The sequence below is a fragment of the Paenibacillus sp. VMFN-D1 genome (assembly GCF_003386155.1).
Lineage (GTDB): Bacteria > Bacillota > Bacilli > Paenibacillales > Paenibacillaceae > Paenibacillus_AQ > Paenibacillus_AQ favisporus.
The window spans coordinates 2891827-2910819 of record NZ_QRDU01000001.1 but is presented as its reverse complement, the minus strand read 5'-3'; the positions used below and the strand labels follow the sequence as shown (position 1 = coordinate 2910819).

The window sequence follows — 18993 nt, the reverse complement described above, 5'->3', positions numbered from 1 at the left end:
GGCTTTGGTGTATTCATACACTGCGATAGGGGATTCATTGACCGTCGGTTTTGGAGCCTTGCCGGGAAACGGTTTTGTTCCAGTGTATCGGGGGATGGCGGAGCAGCATGTAAGAGCTTTTGTAGCTTATGAAAATTTTGGTGTAAACGGGTTGACGACGTCAGGCTTGTATGAGCACATCTCCAGAAATGGAGCGATGCGGCAGGCGATCAAGCAGGCGGAGATCATTACGATTTCAATTGGTGGCAACGATCTGATCCGGGCGGCCAAAAGCGCACCGTTCGGCTCGAAGGCTTCCCAGCATTTCAACCAAGCGCTGAGCCAGTGCAAAACGAATGTGTCGGGAATTCTTCGCACGATCAACCAATTAAAAGGCGGGGGCCAGGGCCCTTACATTATTCGCGCCGTAGGCTTGTACAACCCGTACCCGCAGGTTGAAGAGGCGGGTTACTGGGTACAGCAGTATAACCGTTTTTTAAACGGATACGCCGGCGGAAACTTGGGGGTGGCCAACATTTACGGTTCCTTTCAGGGAAGGGAAAGGGAACTGCTGTCGCTTGACCATCTGCATCCCAACGGCAGGGGGTACCGAGTGATTGCGGAACAGCTTAACGGGTTGGGGTACCGGCCTTTGGCCTAAAGCAGCCCGGCACCAAAAAACAGACCCGGCAATCGGGTCTGTTTTTTTGCTGCTCCGGCCCCGCACTCACTTGCGAAGCATGCTGAGGACGGCCCACTTGCGTTCCTGGCGCTTTTTGTACTTGGGCAGCGCCCGGTACAGATCGATCGATTCCTGGAACGCCGCTTTGGCATCCTGGATCCGGCCAAGGGATTTGTACATCATTCCGAGCAGGTAGTAGCCCTCGCAGGAGGAGGACTGGATCTGCTGGAATTCCTGCACGTAGCTCACGGCCTTGGCCTGGTCGGTGCTCTTATAAATATCCGCCAGCCTCAGATAAGGGCGGCCGTATTTGACGCGGGGGTTCAGCTCAAGCGCGCGCAGGATGTGCTGCTCACCCTCCTGGATGCGCCCGAGCTTGAGCTTGACGGTACCGAGGTCATCCCAATATTCGGCAGAATCCTCAGACTGGGTTTCGATGGATTCCAGCAGGCGGAGCGCCTCAGGATACTTTTTCCGTTCGATCAGCAGGCGGGCGAGCTCGTGCTTGGAGGAGACATCACTGGGGCTCATCGTCACGTGGGCTCTCAGCTTGGATATCCGGTTCATCCGTTTAAAGGGCTTGGTCACGCTCGGAAAAATGCCCACAAATTTTCTGTCCAGCAAGTAGACGATGATCAGCAGGACAAGGATGGCCAGGAAGGGGTTTCCGAGCAGCCGGGCCAGTATGAAAAACAGGGCGATTTTAATAAACATAAATCCTCCTTATGAAAAACGCCGGGCCAGGCTGCAGCGAGCAGCCTATTGGCTCGACAGTGCGCTTCGTACGCTTAAAATGTATTTCGATTGATCCAGCGGATTGACGCCCCGTCTCTGGCGGGCGGCATTGGTTTCCGGCGGGGCTTCCTGATATCCGGCAAAAGAGGAAGCCATCACGCCGCGGCCGCCGGTCATGGACCGCAGCTTCACCGGAAATTCGAGCGAAGTCGCCGCCGGAATGATGCCTTCGACCATAAAGCGTCCGTGCAGGATGGAAGGCGGCTCAAATTCCGCGCGCATCTGCACCAGGTCGCTGAGAATTTTGCCCCCGTATTCCTCAGGGGTGGTGATGCGGAACCGAAGCATCGGCTCCAGCAGGGTCGTGCCCGTCGCGGCCAAGCCGTTCATGATGCCCATCGGCGTGGCGACGACAAAATCGAGCGGGTGCGTATGCCATACATGATGCTCTCCTTCAACGAGGGTTACCCTGAGGTCGGTGACCTCCCAACCTAGCAGCCCCTGCTGCAGGGCCTCCGGCACACGCCGTTCCACCTCGTTCTGGTAGCTCGTTAGCAGATCTTCGCTCCGTACCTGGGAGCTGTATACGAGGCCGCTCCCGCGGGGGAGCGGTTCGATCGTGAACCGGAGCACGGCCCAGCACGGCTTGGGCATCGTATAGGCGATAAAGCCTTCACCGGATTGACTCGGCGTTTCCTTATAAATTACGGAAGGCTGACCAAACCGGACCTTCAGGCCGAAACGGCTCTCCAGCTGGCTGGACAAAATTTCGAGCTGGATGGAGCCCATCACTTTAAGATGGAGCTCCCGCTCGCTAGGAAGCCACTGCAGATCAAGCAGCGGATCCTCGTCGGTGAGCTCCTGTAGCGCCTCTACCAAGTCCTGATAGCGCGCTTCTTCCTCGGGCTGCACCTGAACGGTTAGCAGCGGTACGGCGATGGAAGGGGAAGGGGGGATGAGCTCGCTGCTGCCCAGTATATCGCCGATCTTGGATTGGGACAGGCCGTATACCGCGGCGATATCTCCGGCATGAAGCTCTCCCAAATCTGCGAATTTGCGCCCGTCCATTTTCCGGATTTGGGTTACCTTTTCCTGAACGTCCTGCGTCAGATTACGGACGGCGTCTCTGTTTCTCAGAGTGCCATTATAGAGCCGGACGTAGGCGGCGCGTCCCATCGTTTTGTCCCGTTCGATTTTGAACACGACGCCCGACAGCTCTCCTTCATTATCGCCGGTTGGCCCGGGCAAATATGTTGCGGCATGATCAAGCAGCTCCCGGATGTCGATGCCCCTCTGTGATGAGCCGAAGAGGACGGGGAATAACCGGCCCAGACGGGTCAGCCGGGCGAGCATACTCCGCAGCTCTTCCGGTGCAACCGGCTCCCCTTCGATAACCCGCAAAAGCAGCTCTTCATCCACATCTGCGCAGGCCTCCACCAACTGTACGTACTCCGGACGTTCAAGTTCCCCATCCTTGGCGGGGTCCAGAATGGAATGCATGCCGGCAAAGTCCTCTGCTTCACCTATCGGAATTTGAAGCGGGACGGCGTGAGGAGAGAGGAGCCGTTTGATTTCATCCAGGACGGAAGCGGCGGACACGCCGGTCCGGTCCATTTTGTTTACGTAAATTAACGTCGGGATGTTTAAGGATTGGAGCGCATGCCACACCGTTTCCGTCTGGGATTGAACGCCCTCGGCCGCAGATACGATGAGGATGGCCCCATCCATAACGCGCATCGACCGCTCCACCTCGGATAGAAAATCGACGTGGCCCGGCGTGTCGATGACGTTGATATGTATGCCTTTCCAATGGAGCGTGGTCGCGGCGGCACGCACGGAGATGCCCCGCTCCCGCTCGACTTCGAGCGAATCAGTCAGCGCCGTTCCTTGATCCACGCTGCCCAATGTGCGGATCGTGCCGCTCTCAAAGAGCATATGCTCGGTCGTGGTCGTTTTACCCGCGTCGATATGGGCAAAAATGCCGATGTTTCTCGTTTCTTTGGTCGTCATAGCGCTGATGCCACCCCGTATGCTTCGGATTATAGTGACTCTATTATAGCATGGGGGGACGATCCGCAGCCTTTTTCGTACGAATTCAAGGACTCCGAAAGATTGCAAACCGTTTTATTTTTTCGAGAGTTGAAAGGTGAATTTCCATACGGCCTGGTTTCCCGAATATCGGCCCCGGTTCTCCGTGACCGTCACTTTCATCTCCACCAGCTGGGTTTTCTTTGTCAGCGTGCTGACTTTAATCGATTTCTGAGCTTTGCCTTCGTCCGGGATCTTGTCCTGTTCTTCGGCGTAGGCGTACAGGTTGATCGAACTCACGTTTTTGACGGTTACGGAACTGCCCTCCTCCACTTCCTTACCATTCACAGAAGCCGTGTAGTACCACTCATTGCCAACATGCTCGTTCTTAACCAACTGAACGCTCACCAGTTTGACATTCCAGCCGGAAGCGGATGCAGCCAAGGCAGGTGTGGCGCCGGCAACCACGATCAACAAAACGGCAGTGATCCATAAGCCTAATTTTTTGATGAATGAATCCATTGTGTACCGCCTTTCGCACTAGTCCATATAGAACTTCTTTTAATAAGGTAGACCCCTATCGTACTATAACCTCTTTTGTTAAATTGTTCCATATGCAATTTGGGAAATCAGCGGATAACGGTTTACACGCTGTTTCGTTATAGGCCGCCCTGGTTGGGGTAAGCATAAAAGGATGGAATTCTGCTGCCGCGAGTATGGCATTGGCGGTGTATATGCAAAATGGGAGGAGTGACGAATATGGAACGCACGTGGTGGAAAGAAGCCGTCGTGTATCAGATCTATCCCCGCAGCTTTAAAGACAGTGACGGCGACGGGGTCGGCGATATTCAAGGGATCGTGTCGAAGCTGGACTATTTGCAGGAGCTCGGGGTAGACGTCATCTGGCTCTCTCCGGTCTACAAGTCGCCGAATGACGATAACGGTTATGATATCAGCGACTACTTCGAGATCATGGACGAATTCGGCACGATGCAGGATTGGACGCAGCTGCTGGACGGCTTGCACGAACGCGGAATGAAGCTGCTTATGGATCTGGTCGTCAACCATACCTCGGATGAGCATGCCTGGTTTGCGGAGTCCCGCTCATCCCGGGACAACCCATACCGCGACTATTATATCTGGCGCCCAGGTAAAGGCGGGAATATGCCGCCGAACAACTGGAGGTCCTTTTTCAGCGGGTCGGCCTGGAAGTATGATGACACGACCGGAGAATACTATTTACACCTGTTTTCAAAGAAACAGCCCGACCTGAACTGGGACAATCCGAAGCTCAGGCAGTCGGTGTACGAGATGATGACCTTTTGGCTGGATAAAGGCGTGGATGGCTTCCGCATGGACGTCATCAACCTGATTTCCAAAGTTCCGGGACTTCCAGACGACGGGGAGGACGGACTTGGAGACGGCAGCCCTTATTTTATGAACGGCCCGTATGTGCATGACTATTTGCGGGAGATGAACGAGCAGGTGCTGTCGAAATACGATGTGATGACGGTTGGAGAGACACCGGGCGTATCGGTGGAAGAAGCTCTGAAATATACCGGAGCGGACAGGAAAGAGCTGCAAATGGTGTTTCAATTTGAGCATATGGACGTCGATGCGGGCGACGGCGACAAATGGACCGTGGTCCCATGGACGCTGCAGAAGCTGCGCGGCGTGCTGCATAAATGGCAGACCGGGCTGGCGGAGGACGGGTGGAACAGCCTGTATCTCAACAATCATGACCAGCCGCGGATGGTGTCGAGATTCGGCAATGACGGTGAATATCGGGTTCCTTCGGCTAAAATGCTCGCTACGCTGCTTCACACCCTTAAAGGCACGCCTTACATTTATCAGGGCGAGGAGCTCGGCATGACGAATATCCAATTTAACAGTATTGAGGACTACCGGGATATTGAAATTTTGAACATGTACGAGGAACGGGTCACGCAGGGAAATGCGGATCCGGGAACGATCATGGAGGCGATTCATGCCAAGGGAAGGGACAATGCGAGAACGCCGATGCAGTGGAACGCCGGGCCTAACGCTGGGTTTACGACAGGTACGCCTTGGATCCGGATCAATCCCAATTACAAGGAAATCAACGCGGAAGCGTCGATGAGCGATCCGGATTCGGTCTTCCGCTATTATCAGCGGCTGATCGCTTTGCGCAAGCAGAATCCCGTGATGGTATACGGGGATTACCAGCTCCTGCTGCAGGATCACGAGCAGATTTATGCGTATACCCGTACTTTGGGCGAGGTGATATGGCTTATCGCTTTGAATTTTTCGGAAGCGGCTGCGATCCTTGAATTTGACGACAGGTACAGCGGCATGAAACGGGAGCTGATCATCGGCAACTATCCCGAAGACGGAATGGAACCCGAGCAGCTGCGCCCTTATGAGGCAAGAGTCTACCGGATGTTCACGTAATGAAAGAACTAACTTCTCAAAATATACTCTCGCGATGAAGGAAAGCGTCCCGGCCATGGCCGGGTCTTTCTTTGTTAAAGGGAGAAAAGAATTGCCGGGAATGCCCGAAGCGTGTCCGTTTTGTCATGGACTGTTGGATATGATATGTTCGTCCTAACGTATAGGAGGTTGTTATTCATGAATGAACGTTTGAACCGGCAGATCGAATTTATCAGGGAAATCGACAAGCTGAAGACGATCTACCGCCAGTCGTACCTGATGGACAAATCCCGGCACGAAAATGATGCGGAGCACACCTGGCATATTACGCTCATGGCGTGGCTGCTCGAGGAGCATTTGGATCAGCGCAAGGTAAACCTGCTTCGGGTCATGAAAATGCTTCTGGTGCACGATTTGGTTGAAATCGATGCTGGTGACACCTTCGCTTATGACGAGCGGGGCCAAGAGGGGAAATTCGAGCGGGAAATGGTCGCGGCCAAGCGGATTTTCGGGCTTCTGCCCGTGGATCAGCGTGATGAAATGCTGGCCCTGTGGCTCGAATTCGAGCAGCGGGAAACCCTGGAATCGGGCTATGCGGCGGCCATGGACCGGATTCAGCCGCTGCTTCACAATTATTTTACCGGGGGAAAAGCGTGGCAGGAACACGGAGTTACGGCAGACCGCGTCCGGGCGCGGATCGTTTTTTTGCAGGAGGACCTCCCGGACCTGTATTCGCTGGTTCAGCACTTGATCGACGATGCGGTCAAACAGGGGTATCTCCGCCCCTGATACCGAATAGAATAAGGGACTTTTCGGTATAGACGGTCCCCGCCAATGTGATAGAATGATAGTAACTGCTAAGCGAACTGCGATCTACATATTACTTGCCTGAACGCAAAAAGGAGAGGGACTAAAGCGATGAAGCTGAGCCAAAATGATACATTACTCTTTATTGGGGATTCCATTACGGATTGCGGCCGCGTCCGGCCGGTCGGGGAAGGCGGCTTCGGCCAGCTGGGCAGCGGTTACGTCGCACAAGTCGACGCGCTGCTGAGCGCGGTATACCCGCAGCTTAACATCCGGGTGCTGAATACGGGAATCGGCGGGAATACCGTCCGCCATTTGAAGGAGCGCTGGGAGAGCGACGTGCTCGACCTGAAGCCGGACTGGCTTTCGATCATGATTGGAACCAACGATGTGTGGCGCCAATTCGACCGTCCGCAGAATCCGGATCAGCATGTGTATTTGGACGAATATGAAGCGACCCTGCGGGAACTGGTACAAACGACACGGCCGAAGCTGAAGGGGCTCGTCCTGATGACTCCATATTACCTCGATCCGAACGTGAACGACCCGATGCGGGCAACGATGGACGTCTATGGTGCCGTTGTCAAAAAAGTTGCCGAGGAATTTGACGCCATCTTCGTCGATACGCAGGCTGCTTTCGACGCGTTGTCGGAGCATGTCTACCTGTCTTCGCTGGCTACGAACTGGGACCGTGTCCACCCGGGATCCCGCGGACATATGACGCTGGCCAGAGAATTTTTGAAAGCGGTCGGCTTCAGCTGGTAAGTTAATATTGAAAAAGTTGCCCTGCCTTCCGATATATAGGTTGAGGTGATACGGATGGCCAAGAAGGGGCAAGTTTTTAGCTCATACAGCCTGGATACTAAACGGAAGGCCGTACATATGCGTCTTCAGGGGATGACCAAAAAAGAAGTGGCGGCCGCATTAGGCATCGCCGACATCGGCCGGTTAAAGGTATGGATGAGGAAATACCGCGAGCACGGGGAATCCGGGCTCATGGATCAACGAGGCCGCTCAAGGGAAACGCTGACGATCGATCGGCCCTTGGCGGAACCGATTCAGCATTAAATTTCGGGGAAGAAGCTCTGATTTAACGGGGCTTCTTTTTTTTTACGGGAAGGGCTGGAGCACATTTTGCAAATGGGTCTGGATTGTCCATACGTTTGTGCATTTATGACATATGGATAAAATAACCTTACAATCAGCCATATATGCCGCAAAGGTAATCCGAATGGAGGTGTTGTCAGTGCAAAGCCGGAGCGCAACCCACGCCAAAGGCATAGATGTGTCGCATTGGCAGGGCATCATCGATTGGAAGAAGGTCCGCGGCGCGGGATATTCGTTTGCCTTTCTTAAAGCGACGGAGGGATCACGGATCGTCGACGACCGCTTCCGGGCTAACGTGCAGGATGCCAAAAACGAGGGGCTTCTCGTCGGGGCATACCATTTTACCCGTGCGGCCTCACCGGATGATGTCAAGAACGAAGTGGATCATTTTCTTCAGGTGATCGAAAGTGCCGGAGGGCTGTCCGCGTTCAAGCTGCCGTTTGTGCTGGATATCGAAACGAAGGAAGGCCAGACCAAGGCGCGGATCAGCCAGATCGTGAATACGTGGGGAACCCAATTCAAGCAGCGGACTGGCCGAACCCTGATGATCTATACGTTTCCAAGCTTTATCGATTCTTACCTGGATTCGTCGCTCGGTTCTTACCCGCTGTGGTATGCCTATTACAGCAGTGGTACGCCAGCCAACAAGGCGGGCTGGAAAGCTTGGGAATTTATCCAGTATACCAACAAGGGCAAAGTGCCGGGGATCAGCGGCGACGTTGACCTGAATGAGTATAAAGGAAGCGAGGCGGAATTAATGGCAGCATACAGCAATCCAACGCCGAACACCAGCGAAACGGCTCCGCAGTGGAAAGAGTCGGGAAGACAATGGCTGATCGACCAGGTGGGAATCAGTTCCGACTGGAAGGCCGAAGATCCGGTTGATATCGGGACGCTGGGCAGCATTTTGCTCAAGTATACCCAGAATGTCCTGGGCAAGAAGCAATCCTGATTGGTTTAACGTACCCTTCGCGTAAAATAGGCTGTGCTCTCGCCATGAAAATTGGGTCTTTGACCAGACCATGGGGAGCGGGCTTTCATACTATAAGAGTATGAACCCGGAGGGAGGGAATGAAATGAGCGGAGTCGTTGGAGGTTATGGCTGCGGCGTAAATCCTTTCGCATCGACAGGTGCAATTTTGGTCCTCTTTATTTTGTTGGTCATCATTACCCGTTCTTTCTGGATATAACGTCAACTGAAATATAGTTCGCTCACCTGTTTTCGGCGTCCTGCCGTAGACAGGTGGCTTTCTTTGGATGCTATAGCCTGTACATACTTTCAGGCGTGATTCATTTTTGGGCAGCCGGGTATTTGTACTCCAAGAGGTGATGAAACATGGACAAGGAGTACAAGGACCGGCAGGAGCCCGTGAATCGTGATGAAAAGGAAAAACATGCACGCATGGATCATCCGGAACAGTATGCCACCGAGCGCGAAAGCCTGTTCGACCGCTTCGAAAGCGAACGCAACGTGGATCCGATCCCCGTGGAGGATTTAACCGAAAATATGAAGGACGAGCAGAATAAAGAGCACACCAAAGATTCCTCCTCCAGCGAAAAGAAATACCGGCCGTAACAGTCCGGCTTTCCTTACGGACAGGATCAGAAAAAGAAAAAAGCGCAGGTTCCTCCCCTATAAATGGGACAAGCCTGCGCTTTGCTATGCTCTCGGCTGCAGTCATTTGCTCATGGTGCCTGGTGTTGGCTGATCTGGCTTTTATTTTTTAGGAAGAAAAAACAAGAACTTAAGTTGATTGTAACAAGGACTGTTCTAAGGTACGCGGATCCGCGGCTTTTCTGCTTCGGGTTTAATCTTTGGCACCCATCGTGATCAAATTGAGAAGCACCGTTACGGCACCAAGAATAATACTGGTCCATAATGCGCTTGTATCTACGGAATAAACGAAAGGGAATACGATGAACCAAACTCCGGCAAGAAGCGAAATCCAGTTTTGCCAGGAGCCCCATCCCGAACTGGAGAACGCCCACAATGAGGCGATCAGCTGAACGGCACCGATAATGACGCTGGTCCACAATGCGCCGTTATCGTCAGAGAACCCGAAAATCCAGGGAGCGATAATAAACCAAATGCCAATCAGAGCGACAATCGTGTTGTCTACGCTTCTGAGCTTCATACACACACCTCCGGTTATATATTGCCAACATCAGGATACGTAAAAATCATATGCAAATAATTCCAGTTCATGACCCGCTGCACAAATTAACATCTGGAGTCAATTGGATCCTGGAAAATGGTATCCTTACCCCGGACTCGTTCATTGGCTGAAAGGCGGGATGAAGGAATCGCTATCATCCTGCACACTGCCGAATGGTTCGCGATGGCCGCCAGGTCCCCCGCCGTGTCCTCCACCGGGGCCGCCATAGCCTCCGCCACCGTGATAACCTCCATGACCTCCAATGCCCGGGTAGCCTCCATGGCCGCCAAAACCGTCGTAGTGCCCGCCATGCCCGTATCCCCCGTACCCTCCGTATCCTCCGTATCCGCCAAAATAGGGATATCCGGCATAAGGATAGGGATATGGATAAGGAGAGTAGTATGGATAAGGATAGGGATAAGAATAAGGATAATAGGAATAAGGATAAGGATAATAGGAATAAGGGGATCCAGTAGTTAAAGACATTCTAACGCCTCCCATTTTCAACTATGGAAACAGCGTATGCCGGAAGGCGAAAATCGTGATAAGTGCCCTGTAAAAATAGGCGCATGCCCCGTAACCAAACAGTCATCAAAAATTAATACTGGCATAATGCTGTTTTAATGTTTCATTCACAAATGGTTTGTATATTTATATATATAACCCCCTTTGATATATATTGTACGGAATGGACCCTGACAGCCTTGGCGCTGTGACAGGGTCATTTTTTTGCGTAAAACGGGAAATACAAAATATTCCATGGGATGAAATAGATACGGGCTGCGGACTGCATAGGTGATATCTCATTTGGGAAACTTACGATTGAAGTCTTATACCTGGAGGTGAAAATGATGAAGAAGCGTATCGCTGCAGCCCTGCTCACAGCTTGCATTTCCATGAGTGTTGCCGTACCTGCATTTGCGTATGGCAATGGTACTGGCACTGGCACTACGGGAACTACAGGAACATACAGCACCAACAACACAAACGGAACCTATGGCACCAACGGTATGAACAATACTTACGGCACCTACGGTACCAACAACGGATATAACAATACGATCCGTACCAACGCAGCTAATGACAACAACGACATGGACTGGGGATGGCTTGGACTTCTTGGCCTGCTTGGATTGATTGGACTCCGCGGAAGAAACCGCGAGCACTCCTAAGCGACTCGGCATCCCATAATCAAGCAAAAGCACCCTTGCAGATTCTGTGATCTGACGGGGTGCTTTTTTTGATTAGGAACAAACCGCACAAGTGCAGCGCGTTCTGATACAAATACAATCGGAAGTTAACCAAATAAAATTGGGCGCCCCTTGCGGGACGCCCTCATGGGAGAGGAGAAACCGGACGAAGAGCTTATGGGGAAACGTAAGCTTACTCCGCGGTTGTCTACGACATTCGTTTGATGTCGATAATTTAAGCATTCCCAGGCAGATTGTTTTTATACATTGCTTTTCCAAAAAAGATGAAAAATCCCTCAAGGGCCATTTTTCAAACTTGCGGGGATTGTGGTACGATATCGTCATAATTTCGTATTCCGCAAAATTCGATATCCCTCGCGAAATTTGGGCATGATATGACGCCATAGGATGAAGAATAACGGAATACGGACAGATCAAGTGAAACTGCGGTTTCATCGATAGAATGGGTGAAAAGCAAGTGAGAGTTGTTTCGGGAAGCGCAAAGGGCAGACCGCTGAAGGCGGTGCCGGGCATGGGTACCCGCCCGACGACCGACAAGGTCAAGGAAGCGATTTTCAGCATGATCGGGCCTTATTTTGACGGAGGGACCGTTCTCGATTTATTTGCGGGAACCGGGGGACTGGCGATCGAGGCGCTCAGCCGGGGCATGGAACGAGCGGTGCTCGTCGACATGGACCCGAAGAGCATTGAGACGATTCGGGCGAACCTCAAGGCGACCAAGATGGAGGGACAAGCGGAAGTGTACCGGAACGATGCGGTCCGGGCGCTGAAGGCGTTGGAAAAGCGGGGGCTGGTCCTGGATGCTGTTTTTCTGGATCCGCCGTACCGGATGAAGAACGGGGACGAGCTCATGCTCCTTATGCAGGACAAGCATATGCTGCGGCAAGGCGCGGTCATTGTTCTGGAGCATGAGTCAGGCTACGAATACCCCGCCGAGTTCGGCTCGTTTACCTGCATCCGGCATGCGGTGTACGGTGAAACGGCCGTATCGATCTATAGATACGAAGAACATACAGCAGATTCGTCAGACGACGATCCGCGGGCAGGAGGGCAAGATGAGCGAAACGAATAGCAAGCAGCGCATTGCCGTATATCCGGGCAGCTTCGATCCGGTGACCATGGGGCATCTCGACATCATCCAGCGGGCCGCAAAGCAGTTTGACGTGCTGATCGTTGCTGTGCTCAACAACCGGAGCAAAAACCCGCTGTTTACGGTAGAAGAGCGGATGGATTTGATCCGGCAGGTAACCGGGCATATCCAGAATATCGAAGTGGACAGCTTCCGCGACCTGACGGCCAACTATGTGCGGCAGAAGAATGCCCAGGCTATCATGCGCGGCATTCGCTCCGTCACCGATTTTGAATACGAGATGCAGATGGCGTCGACCAATCATAAGCTGAACCCGGAGGCGGAGACCGTCTTTATGATGACGAATCCGAAGTACTCCTATCTCAGCTCAAGCATCGTCAAGGAGATCGCAGCCTATCATGGAGACGTGACGGATCTGGTTCCGCCGGAAGTGGAGAAGGCGCTGCGCAGTAAATTTTAACGCCGGACCGTTTTGGAACGACGGGGAACCACAATCAGAAGGACGATTAAGGCGCCGAGGATGGAGGCGAGCAGGAGTCCCTGCCACTTCAGCACCTGGGGCATCAGCACCCACAGATCCTCGATCGGGCCGCGGCTGCCGCTGAACGGGCCGCTCTCGGAATAGACGGGATGAATACGGCCCAACAATGCGGCGAGCGGAGCCCAGGCCAACCATGTCAGGGCAAAGGCATACGCCCCGTGTAGAAGCCGGGTCCAGACCATGGGCATAAGCGGAGCCCCGGTTTTGCGGATCAGGGACATGGACTGCAGCAGGGCGCTGATGCCGCTGAATCCGAGGAGAGCGGACAGAACGGACCACTGCAGCCCACCGGAAGCAAACGCGGCGGCACTGATGTCCCGGGCGCCCAAATGGACTTCGAAGAGGCTTGATAATGCGTAATCCGGAATCGGAAGACGGGCGGTCGTCACCCGGCCGGCAATTTGGATGACAACGGAGAAAATAATGATGTAGCCGCCGATCATCATCAGCACCTGGACGGCATGCGTGACGGAGTCGCCCAGCAGCCGGCCGAAGCTGCGTCCGTCTTTGGCGCGCGCTTCCTCCGCCGCTTGAAGAACGCGGGCAGGCAGCGGGGCAGGGTTGCCTTCCAGCCGCTGCTGCCTGGGCTTGTCTGACGCAGCGGCGGCTCCTTTCGTTCTGACGCGCCGGTGGACGGTCAGATAGGCCAGGATGCCGGCGATCCAATGAACGGCGATCAAGCCGTAGCCCAGGGCCGGATCGTGCATCAGACCGGTGGCTACCACGACGAGAATCATCACCGGGTTGCAGAAGTGGGATAAGGCGGCGAGCTTGCCCGCTTCTTCGGCCTGAAGATTGCCTTGGGCGTGAAGCTGCTGAACCGCCTGGGCACCGCCCGGAAAACCGGTCGTCAGCCCCATGGCCATGACCCAGCCGCCGGTGCCGGGCAGTCGGAACAGCTTCTTCATCAGCGGCTCCAGAAAAGCGCCAAGGGCGCTCACCCAGCCGTACGCGATCAGAATTTCCGACAGGACGAGAAAAGGCAAAAGCCCGGGAAACACGATTTTCCACCATAGGTTCAGACCTTGAAGGGAAGCCTGAAAAGCGGGGGCAGGGGAACTGACGATACCGGCCACGAGAGCTGCTGCGCACGCTCCCAGCATAAGCGTCATGGCTTTGGGAGAAGGACGATGCGTCGTTTTTTTCATGATTTTCACCTCTTAAGAGTAAACATAGCTAGTACCCAATCTATGCGGGGAAGACAACCATAAGACCAGGGAGCAGGGATGGGAATGAAAGATGGCAACAATATGAGACGGCCGCGCAGAAGAGAGGGCTTGCGCCTTCTGCTGTACATTTTCGTGGTGGCGGTCATGGTGTATCTGTGCGTATATATGCCGACACCATACATTATTTATCAGCCGGGCAGCGCCAACGAGGTGAAGCCGATGCTGTCGATTGCCAAAGGGGATACGGAGGAGCGCGGAACCTTCATGATGACGACGGTGGCGGCAAGTTACGCCAATATCGCCATGCTCGTCATGTCGGTGTTCAACCCGAACGATGAGGTAGCCAAGAAGCAGGCGAGACTCGGGGATATGAGCGAGGATGAATATGCGGCGGAGCAGGTCTACATGATGAGCGACTCCCAGTCCTCCGCGATGGAGGCGGCTTACCGGGAAGCCAAGGTGCCGTTCAGCATCGTTCCTGAGTATTTGTTTGTGTTCTCGACGCCGGACGATTCGGTGAACAACAAATACTTCAAGCCCGGAGACCGCATTGAGGAAGTCAACGGCAAGCCGGTCCCAGACAATACGGCGCTCGCCGACATTCTGAAACCGATGAACGTGGGCGATGAGGTCACTGTCAAGCTGCTTCGGAGCGGCAAAACGCTGGAGCAGAAGCTGAAGCTGATTCCGATCAAGGATCAGAAAACGGGAAGCACCCGGGCCGGCCTCGGGGTCACCATAGCGACGATGCAGACGGTCAAGACGAAGGATCCGGGCCATCAGGTCCAGTTCAAGGATACGCGGATCGGAGGGCCTTCCGCCGGCCTCATGTTCTCGATGGAAATCGTCAACCAGCTGACGCCCGGGGATCTGACCAAGGGCTATCGGGTCGCAGGCACAGGCACGATCGACAAGAACGGTACCGTCGGGGCGATCGGAGGCGTCCAGCATAAGATTGTGGCGGCGGACCGGGAGAATGCTGATATTTTCTTCGTTCCGAAGGATAACTATAACGAGGCGAAAGCCAAAGCGGATCAGATTAAAACGAAAATGAAGCTGGTTCAGGTCAGCACCCTCGAGCAGGCGATGGACTATATGAACCAGCTGCAGGCTAAATCATGACCGGCGGCTGCATATAGTCGCGGTACCAATCGTCCGGCGACGGCGCGGCGTACGCGTTCGCATATGCCGCCGCCGCGCGGAGGTCCAGGTCCAGCTGGTCATGGGAGAAGGCGGACGGCTTCATTACCACCGGTAGGGAGGCCGTCTTTTTCATTTGCTTGAGCAGAGCCTGTCCCGTCTTGTTGAATCCCAGGATCCTTAAATAGCCGGGGCCTTCCGCAAGACGCGCAGGAGCGAGCTGCTCCTTCGAGTGCCGAAGCAAAATATGAACCAGCATCCGCTGCAGCTTCGTATGGGTGTAGCGCTTTGTCTTTAAGGCGGCGAGCAGGCCGGCCACATCGGCTCCCGTCAGGGCCGGCAGCAGCTTGCCTAGGCGATGCTCGAGCCCTTCCGTCACTTCGTGCAGGGCTGCGAGCTGCTCGGGAGGCGTGGTGAGCAGCAGATGCAGAAGCGGCTGCCGGAACGATTCCCAGGTGATCGGCCCGCGTCCGGCGGCAAATTCTCGCTTCAAAATGGCGAGCGTCGTTGCCGGCACATACGGAGCGGCCTCGTCAGGGGCCGGGCCGAGCAGCATGCGGCGCACCGCGGTAGCGCTGGCTATATACGTATGCCCCGGCACTTCATCGTGATATCCCGCGTGGATGCGCGGGATGGTGTAGGGACGCATACGGCTGCCAAGGCGCTCGAGCGCGATCAAATAATGCAGGCCGAGCGTATGGTTCGGCTTGTGGAGCAGCTGGAGAATATCCTCCTTCCAGCCGCCGCTCCCCGCCAGAGCTTCGGCGGCTGCCGCGTAGGCGGAAGGGTAGCTCATCCCCTGGCCCAAGTAGTGCGCGATATGGCCTTGAAGCTCTTCGCTTTCATGCGCCAGCATGCGGGCCAGCGGCTGCAGCACTTCCAGTGTCCCGCTTTCGGTTCCGAAGCAGACGCTGTCGACGACACCGGTGGCGTTCAGCAGCGCGACGGCCCCGTAGGCGAACCATTCGGCGGGCTGAACGGCATATGCGGCCGGCAGCTCGATGACCAGGTCGGCACCCATGGCCAGCGCCATTTCGGCGCGGGCGTATTTGCTGACGATCCCCGGCTCACCCCGCTGCAGGAACGGCCCGCTCAGCACCGCGACGGCATGCTCGGCACCCGTCACTTCCTTGGCTCTGGTATAATGGTGGACGTGGCCGTTATGTAAAGGATTATATTCGACAATCAGGCCGACTGCGGACATGGTCTTCAGCTCCATCGTTTCATTTTGGGCACCCGTGGTTAACGGCTGTTATAAAATATATCATAAAACGAATGGCATCCAGTCACAATAAGGGGGAACGTAAGGTCAAGGTGAAACTATTGACAAAGTTCCCCGGAAATCGGTATAATAATTTTTGTTTGTTTGGAGTGATGTATATGCACTTTCAATTCAGGAAAATGGCAGCCAGCAGCGAGCCGCTGCAGCTCCGTCAGCAAGTGGATGTAAGTCCGCTGCTTAAAGGACTGGGTGACATCAAGGCCGACGGGCCGCTCACAGCGGAACTTACAGCCTCGTATGTCGGTCCCGATACAGTGGATGTTCAAGGCGAGTTATCCGTACAGCTGGACATGTCCTGTTCACGCTGTCTGACACCGGTGCATGAGCATTTGGATATTCCATTCCACGAGCAGTTCAAGCTTAAGAAGCAGCCTGAGGAAGCCGAGGACGAAGAAGATGAAACCATTTATGTGGACAACGAGACTGTGGAGCTCGTCCCTTACGTGGAGGAATCCTTTATCCTGAATCTTCCGATGACCGTCGTGTGCAAGGAATCCTGCAAAGGCCTGTGCCCTACGTGCGGAAGAGACTTGAACGAAGGTGCCTGCGGCTGTAACAATGAAGTGGTAGATCCACGGCTTGCAGCGCTAAAAGACTTTTTCAAATGAGCATGAATGCATTCCTCCGGGCCCTTCGGGACCCCGGTTGATTGAAATAAGGAGGTGGGAACATGGCAGTACCTCAACGGAGAACGTCCAAGACACGTCGTGACAAGCGTCGTACTCACTTTAAACTGGCAGTGCCGGGCATGGTGAAATGTGAACAATGCGGAGAATTGAAGCTTGCTCACCACGTATGCAAAGTGTGCGGAACGTATAAATCAAGAGAAATCATTTCGCAGTAATGCCAAAAACAATCAAGTAGTACTTCATCTTTGGTGAGGTGCTATTTTTTTTGTCACTTTCTTTTTAACCCGTCATGCTTTATACTACATTAGTACCAGGTTCTAATGAAAACTGTCCGGATTGATTCTTTTTTCCTGTGAATTCTATTGACGAACTTCATAGACTGTTTGTGTTCCACATTCATGGACGGACAAGACATGACAGGGAGGTGCCTCACATCGAACGGTTGCCCAAGAAGCAGCGGCATCAGCAGCTTTTGAAGATTATCGAACAAAATCCGTTTGTGACCGACCGCGAACTGACGCGGGAGCTGAAGGTCAGCATTCAGACGATCCGGCTTGACCGGATGGAGCTAGGCATCCCGGAACTGCGGGAACGAATGAAGCAGATGGCAGAGCACTCCTATGATCAAGTTCGCTCCTTGCAGCTTGATGAGGTTGTCGGGGATGTCGTGGATCTGCAGCTGGATAAGAGCGGCATTTCCATTTTTGAAATACGGGAAGAGCATGTGTTCACCCGAAACCATATCGCCCGCGGACATTATGTGTTCGCCCAGGCCAACTCGCTGGCAGTTGCTCTCATTAACGACGAGATTGCCTTGACCGCATCGGCAGACATCCGGTTTCTGCGGCAGGTTCATCTGGGTGAGAAGTGCATCGCCAAAGCTTATGTCCGGTCTATGGCCGGCCAGAAGGGTAAGGCCAAGGTTGAGGTGTTCACGTATGTGGGCGAGGAAATGGTATTCCAGGGGAACTTTCTGATATACAGATCGACGGGCGAGGATAACAGCGAAGGAGGAGTACAGTATGCGGATCGCCATTGATGCCATGGGCGGTGACCATGCGCCGGAGTGCAACGTGGAAGGAGCTTTGGCTGCCGCCGCCGAATGGAAAGATACGCAGATCGTTCTGGTCGGGGACGAGCAGCGGTTGCTGCCGCTCCTGAAGCAAGGCGGAGGGACGGTTCCCTCCAATCTGACGGTCCATCATGCGGGTGAAGTGATCGAAGCCGAGGATGAACCGGTCAAGGCCGTCCGGCGCAAGAAGGATGCTTCCATGGTCGTGGCGGGACGGATGCTGAAGGAGAAGCAGGCGGAAGCCATGATTTCGGCAGGCAACACGGGAGCGCTGATGACGACCGGATTGCTGGTTGTCGGACGGATGGAAGGGATTGAGCGTCCGGCTCTGGCTCCCATGATCCCGACGCTTGACGAAGCCGGCGTGCTGGCCCTGGATCTGGGCGCGAATATGGACGCAAAGCCCGAGCATTTGGCGCAGTATGCGCTGATGGGCAGCCTTTATCGCGAGAAAGTGATGGGCGTGAAGAATCCACGGGTCGGCCTGCTGAACGTGGGCACCGAGCCAGGGAAGGGGAACGAGCTCACCAAGCTGGCGTTCCCGCTGCTGCAGGAGCTTCCGATCAACTTCATCGGCAACGTGGAAGCCCGGGATATTATGCTCGGGAGCTGCGACGTCCTCGTGTGCGACGGATTTGCCGGCAATATCTTGCTGAAGGCTGTGGAAGGAACGGCCGGCGCGATGTTCAAGCTGCTGAAGGAGCAGTTCACCCAAAATATGCGCAGCAAGCTTGGGGCCGCCCTGCTTATGCCTCAGCTGCGTAATTTGAAAGGAAAGCTGGACTACAAGGAGCACGGGGGCGCCCCTCTGCTCGGCCTGAGCGGACTTGTCGTCAAGAGTCACGGCTCGGCGGACGGCAACGCCATCAAGAACGCGGTCCGGCAGGCCCGTGTTGCACTGCAGAATCAACTGGTTGAGAGTATATCCAAGGAAATCAGCGGGAAGTGAGTGACAA

23 protein-coding genes are annotated in these 18993 nt (G+C 54.4%); 16 read left to right on the top strand and 7 right to left on the bottom strand.

Annotation, left to right across the window (positions count from 1 at the left end; genetic code table 11):
- Window positions 1–4 precede the first annotated feature (4 nt).
- Complete coding sequence (locus C7820_RS13390) at window positions 5–640, top strand: GDSL-type esterase/lipase family protein (RefSeq protein ID WP_076168370.1); 636 nt, start codon at window positions 5–7, stop codon at window positions 638–640.
- Window positions 641–706: 66 nt separating this feature from the next.
- Here C7820_RS13390 and C7820_RS13385 read toward each other — a convergent pair whose 3' ends face one another.
- The 3 genes from C7820_RS13385 to C7820_RS13375 form a co-directional block, all read right to left on the bottom strand.
- Complete coding sequence (locus C7820_RS13385) at window positions 707–1375, bottom strand: tetratricopeptide repeat protein (protein ID WP_116231291.1); 669 nt, start codon at window positions 1373–1375, stop codon at window positions 707–709.
- Window positions 1376–1420: 45 nt separating this feature from the next.
- Window positions 1421–3406 carry a GTP-binding protein gene (locus C7820_RS13380; protein ID WP_116231290.1) on the bottom strand — a complete coding sequence of 662 codons (1986 nt, stop codon included), beginning with the start codon at window positions 3404–3406 and terminating at the stop codon, window positions 1421–1423.
- A 114-nt stretch (window positions 3407–3520) separates the two neighbouring features.
- Window positions 3521–3946 (bottom strand): hypothetical protein, encoded by a 426-nt coding sequence (locus C7820_RS13375; RefSeq protein ID WP_076168358.1) that lies wholly within the window; start codon window positions 3944–3946, stop codon window positions 3521–3523.
- A 237-nt stretch (window positions 3947–4183) separates the two neighbouring features.
- Between C7820_RS13375 and C7820_RS13370 the strand changes: the two genes are divergently transcribed.
- From C7820_RS13370 to C7820_RS13345, 7 genes are all read left to right on the top strand, one after another.
- Window positions 4184–5854 carry a glycoside hydrolase family 13 protein gene (locus C7820_RS13370; RefSeq protein ID WP_116231289.1) on the top strand — a complete coding sequence of 557 codons (1671 nt, stop codon included), beginning with the start codon at window positions 4184–4186 and terminating at the stop codon, window positions 5852–5854.
- Window positions 5855–6031: 177 nt separating this feature from the next.
- On the top strand, window positions 6032–6622 hold the full coding sequence (locus C7820_RS13365) for an HD domain-containing protein (RefSeq protein WP_116231288.1): 591 nt from the start codon (window positions 6032–6034) through the stop codon (window positions 6620–6622).
- A gap of 129 nt (window positions 6623–6751) precedes the next feature.
- Window positions 6752–7405, top strand: coding sequence for an SGNH/GDSL hydrolase family protein (locus C7820_RS13360; RefSeq protein ID WP_116231287.1), 654 nt, complete (start codon window positions 6752–6754; stop codon window positions 7403–7405).
- 54 nt (window positions 7406–7459) lie between these two features.
- A complete protein-coding gene (locus C7820_RS13355) occupies window positions 7460–7708 on the top strand; it encodes a helix-turn-helix domain-containing protein (RefSeq protein ID WP_116231286.1) in 249 nt (82 codons plus the stop codon).
- A gap of 178 nt (window positions 7709–7886) precedes the next feature.
- Window positions 7887–8699, top strand: coding sequence for a glycoside hydrolase family 25 protein (locus C7820_RS13350; RefSeq protein WP_181909016.1), 813 nt, complete (start codon window positions 7887–7889; stop codon window positions 8697–8699).
- Between the two features lie 124 nt (window positions 8700–8823).
- The gene (locus tag C7820_RS33670; RefSeq protein WP_192714767.1) at window positions 8824–8937 is read left to right on the top strand and encodes a sporulation protein YjcZ; all 114 of its coding nucleotides are present in this window, start codon (window positions 8824–8826) and stop codon (window positions 8935–8937) included.
- 146 nt (window positions 8938–9083) lie between these two features.
- Window positions 9084–9323, top strand: a complete 240-nt coding sequence (locus C7820_RS13345; protein ID WP_116231284.1) for a hypothetical protein — start codon at window positions 9084–9086, stop codon at window positions 9321–9323.
- A gap of 232 nt (window positions 9324–9555) precedes the next feature.
- Here C7820_RS13345 and C7820_RS13340 read toward each other — a convergent pair whose 3' ends face one another.
- Together C7820_RS13340 and C7820_RS13335 are read right to left on the bottom strand one after the other, a co-directional pair.
- On the bottom strand, window positions 9556–9882 hold the full coding sequence (locus C7820_RS13340; RefSeq protein WP_105443685.1) for an SPW repeat protein: 327 nt from the start codon (window positions 9880–9882) through the stop codon (window positions 9556–9558).
- Window positions 9883–10023: 141 nt separating this feature from the next.
- Window positions 10024–10389, bottom strand: coding sequence for a hypothetical protein (locus tag C7820_RS13335; RefSeq protein ID WP_181909015.1), 366 nt, complete (start codon window positions 10387–10389; stop codon window positions 10024–10026).
- Window positions 10390–10751: 362 nt separating this feature from the next.
- On the opposite strand from C7820_RS13335, the gene C7820_RS13330 reads away from it, so the two are divergent.
- From C7820_RS13330 to coaD, 3 genes are all read left to right on the top strand, one after another.
- A complete protein-coding gene (locus tag C7820_RS13330) occupies window positions 10752–11075 on the top strand; it encodes a WGxxGxxG family protein (RefSeq protein WP_234489603.1) in 324 nt (107 codons plus the stop codon).
- Window positions 11076–11571: 496 nt separating this feature from the next.
- Window positions 11572–12186: a 16S rRNA (guanine(966)-N(2))-methyltransferase RsmD gene (gene rsmD / locus C7820_RS13325; protein WP_116231282.1), complete on the top strand. Its 615-nt coding sequence runs from the start codon at window positions 11572–11574 to the stop codon at window positions 12184–12186.
- Window positions 12170–12664, top strand: coding sequence for a pantetheine-phosphate adenylyltransferase (gene coaD, locus C7820_RS13320; RefSeq protein ID WP_116231281.1), 495 nt, complete (start codon window positions 12170–12172; stop codon window positions 12662–12664). Before rsmD ends, coaD begins: the two co-directional genes overlap by 17 nt.
- On the opposite strand, the gene C7820_RS13315 is transcribed toward coaD, so the two are convergent.
- Window positions 12661–13893, bottom strand: a complete 1233-nt coding sequence (locus tag C7820_RS13315) for a nucleoside recognition domain-containing protein (protein WP_116231280.1) — start codon at window positions 13891–13893, stop codon at window positions 12661–12663. The genes coaD and C7820_RS13315 overlap by 4 nt on opposite strands.
- A gap of 102 nt (window positions 13894–13995) precedes the next feature.
- On the opposite strand from C7820_RS13315, the gene C7820_RS13310 reads away from it, so the two are divergent.
- On the top strand, window positions 13996–15036 hold the full coding sequence (locus C7820_RS13310) for a SepM family pheromone-processing serine protease (protein WP_116231772.1): 1041 nt from the start codon (window positions 13996–13998) through the stop codon (window positions 15034–15036).
- Here the strand turns inward: C7820_RS13310 and C7820_RS13305 are convergent.
- On the bottom strand, window positions 15026–16258 hold the full coding sequence (locus tag C7820_RS13305; RefSeq protein ID WP_116231279.1) for a nucleotidyltransferase: 1233 nt from the start codon (window positions 16256–16258) through the stop codon (window positions 15026–15028). The two genes, C7820_RS13310 and C7820_RS13305, sit on opposite strands and share 11 nt — an antisense overlap.
- Window positions 16259–16434: 176 nt before the next feature.
- Between C7820_RS13305 and C7820_RS13300 the strand changes: the two genes are divergently transcribed.
- The 4 genes from C7820_RS13300 to plsX all read left to right on the top strand — a co-directional run bounded on the left by C7820_RS13300 (window position 16435) and on the right by plsX (window position 18986).
- The gene (locus C7820_RS13300; RefSeq protein WP_076168259.1) at window positions 16435–16944 is read left to right on the top strand and encodes a YceD family protein; all 510 of its coding nucleotides are present in this window, start codon (window positions 16435–16437) and stop codon (window positions 16942–16944) included.
- A 62-nt stretch (window positions 16945–17006) separates the two neighbouring features.
- Window positions 17007–17180 (top strand): 50S ribosomal protein L32, encoded by a 174-nt coding sequence (gene rpmF / locus C7820_RS13295; protein WP_036645943.1) that lies wholly within the window; start codon window positions 17007–17009, stop codon window positions 17178–17180.
- Window positions 17181–17407: 227 nt separating this feature from the next.
- Entirely contained in the window at window positions 17408–18004 is a 597-nt protein-coding gene (fapR, locus tag C7820_RS13290) for a transcription factor FapR (RefSeq protein WP_076168257.1), read from the top strand.
- Window positions 17988–18986, top strand: coding sequence for a phosphate acyltransferase PlsX (gene plsX, locus C7820_RS13285; RefSeq protein WP_105443654.1), 999 nt, complete (start codon window positions 17988–17990; stop codon window positions 18984–18986). The genes fapR and plsX overlap by 17 nt, the downstream gene beginning before the upstream one ends.
- Window positions 18987–18993 lie beyond the last annotated feature (7 nt).

Excerpts from the sequence above, each read along its gene's own strand:
- plsX (WP_105443654.1), top strand. The coding sequence starts at position 17,988 with ATGCGGATCGCCATTGATGCCATGGGCGGTGACCATGCGCCGGAGTGC.
- C7820_RS13355 (WP_116231286.1), top strand. The coding sequence starts at position 7,460 with ATGGCCAAGAAGGGGCAAGTTTTTAGCTCATACAGCCTGGATACTAAA.
- C7820_RS13370 (WP_116231289.1), top strand. The coding sequence starts at position 4,184 with ATGGAACGCACGTGGTGGAAAGAAGCCGTCGTGTATCAGATCTATCCC.
- C7820_RS33670 (WP_192714767.1), top strand. The coding sequence starts at position 8,824 with ATGAGCGGAGTCGTTGGAGGTTATGGCTGCGGCGTAAATCCTTTCGCA.
- C7820_RS13335 (WP_181909015.1), bottom strand. The coding sequence starts at position 10,389 with ATGTCTTTAACTACTGGATCCCCTTATTCCTATTATCCTTATCCTTAT.
- rpmF (WP_036645943.1), top strand. The coding sequence starts at position 17,007 with ATGGCAGTACCTCAACGGAGAACGTCCAAGACACGTCGTGACAAGCGT.
- C7820_RS13385 (WP_116231291.1), bottom strand. The coding sequence starts at position 1,375 with ATGTTTATTAAAATCGCCCTGTTTTTCATACTGGCCCGGCTGCTCGGA.
- coaD (WP_116231281.1), top strand. The coding sequence starts at position 12,170 with ATGAGCGAAACGAATAGCAAGCAGCGCATTGCCGTATATCCGGGCAGC.
- C7820_RS13365 (WP_116231288.1), top strand. The coding sequence starts at position 6,032 with ATGAATGAACGTTTGAACCGGCAGATCGAATTTATCAGGGAAATCGAC.
- C7820_RS13345 (WP_116231284.1), top strand. The coding sequence starts at position 9,084 with ATGGACAAGGAGTACAAGGACCGGCAGGAGCCCGTGAATCGTGATGAA.
- C7820_RS13340 (WP_105443685.1), bottom strand. The coding sequence starts at position 9,882 with ATGAAGCTCAGAAGCGTAGACAACACGATTGTCGCTCTGATTGGCATT.
- C7820_RS13330 (WP_234489603.1), top strand. The coding sequence starts at position 10,752 with ATGATGAAGAAGCGTATCGCTGCAGCCCTGCTCACAGCTTGCATTTCC.
- C7820_RS13360 (WP_116231287.1), top strand. The coding sequence starts at position 6,752 with ATGAAGCTGAGCCAAAATGATACATTACTCTTTATTGGGGATTCCATT.
- C7820_RS13300 (WP_076168259.1), top strand. The coding sequence starts at position 16,435 with ATGCACTTTCAATTCAGGAAAATGGCAGCCAGCAGCGAGCCGCTGCAG.
- C7820_RS13375 (WP_076168358.1), bottom strand. The coding sequence starts at position 3,946 with ATGGATTCATTCATCAAAAAATTAGGCTTATGGATCACTGCCGTTTTG.
- C7820_RS13305 (WP_116231279.1), bottom strand. The coding sequence starts at position 16,258 with ATGTCCGCAGTCGGCCTGATTGTCGAATATAATCCTTTACATAACGGC.
- C7820_RS13380 (WP_116231290.1), bottom strand. The coding sequence starts at position 3,406 with ATGACGACCAAAGAAACGAGAAACATCGGCATTTTTGCCCATATCGAC.
- C7820_RS13315 (WP_116231280.1), bottom strand. The coding sequence starts at position 13,893 with ATGAAAAAAACGACGCATCGTCCTTCTCCCAAAGCCATGACGCTTATG.
- C7820_RS13310 (WP_116231772.1), top strand. The coding sequence starts at position 13,996 with ATGAGACGGCCGCGCAGAAGAGAGGGCTTGCGCCTTCTGCTGTACATT.